This is a genomic window from Bradyrhizobium sp. P2_E8 (genome assembly GCF_056403875.1).
The window spans coordinates 1-721 of sequence record NZ_JBFUES010001789.1; the positions used below are offsets into that span (position 1 = coordinate 1).

General features: G+C 67.5%; 1 protein-coding gene. It reads right to left on the reverse strand.

From position 1 onward, the window contains the following. The coding region (locus AC1D00_RS43925) for an ABC transporter transmembrane domain-containing protein (RefSeq protein ID WP_477015045.1) at positions 1–721 on the reverse strand (721 nt) is incomplete at both ends.

A 721-nucleotide genomic window follows, 5' to 3' on the forward strand; every position in this document is an offset into this window, starting at 1 on the left:
GCCGAGGCCGGCGGCCGCGAACGCGGCATAGAGCACGAACTGGCCTAGCCGGCCCGGCGAGATCGCGCCGGTGAGCACGTCATGCGAGCCGATCCAGAGGATCGCGACCACGCTTGCGAACACGATGAAGATGATGATGGCGGTGAGCACGGCGCGCGCCTGTGTCGAGGTGCGCGCGGCCTCATAGGCCTGCTCGACTTCGCCGCCGAACCGCTTCTCGGCAAACCGCTCGCTGGTATAGGCCTGCACGGTGCGGATCGCGCCGACCAATTCGCCCGCATAGGCGGAGGCCTCGGCCAGCGTGTCCTGCGCATTGCGCGACAGACGCCGCACCCAGCGCCCGAAGGCGACCAGCGGCAGCACGATCAGGGGAATGGCCAGCAGCACGAAGCCCGACAGCTTCGGGCTGGTGATCACCATCATCGCCGCGGCGCCGAAGAACATCATCAGGTTGCGCAGCGCGATCGACACCGAGGCGCCGACGGCGGATTTGATCTGGGTGGTGTCGGCGGTGAGCCGCGAGATCAATTCGCCGCTGCGCGCCGAATCGAAGAAGGCGGGCGAGAGCGACAGCAGATGGGCGAAGACGTCGCGCCTGAGGTCGGCGACGATGCGCTCGCCGATCGTCATCACGAGGTAGTAGCGCGCAGCGCTCGCCAGCGCGAGCACGGCGACGACCGCGATCATCACCGAGAAGTAGCTGTTGATCAGCTCGATGCCC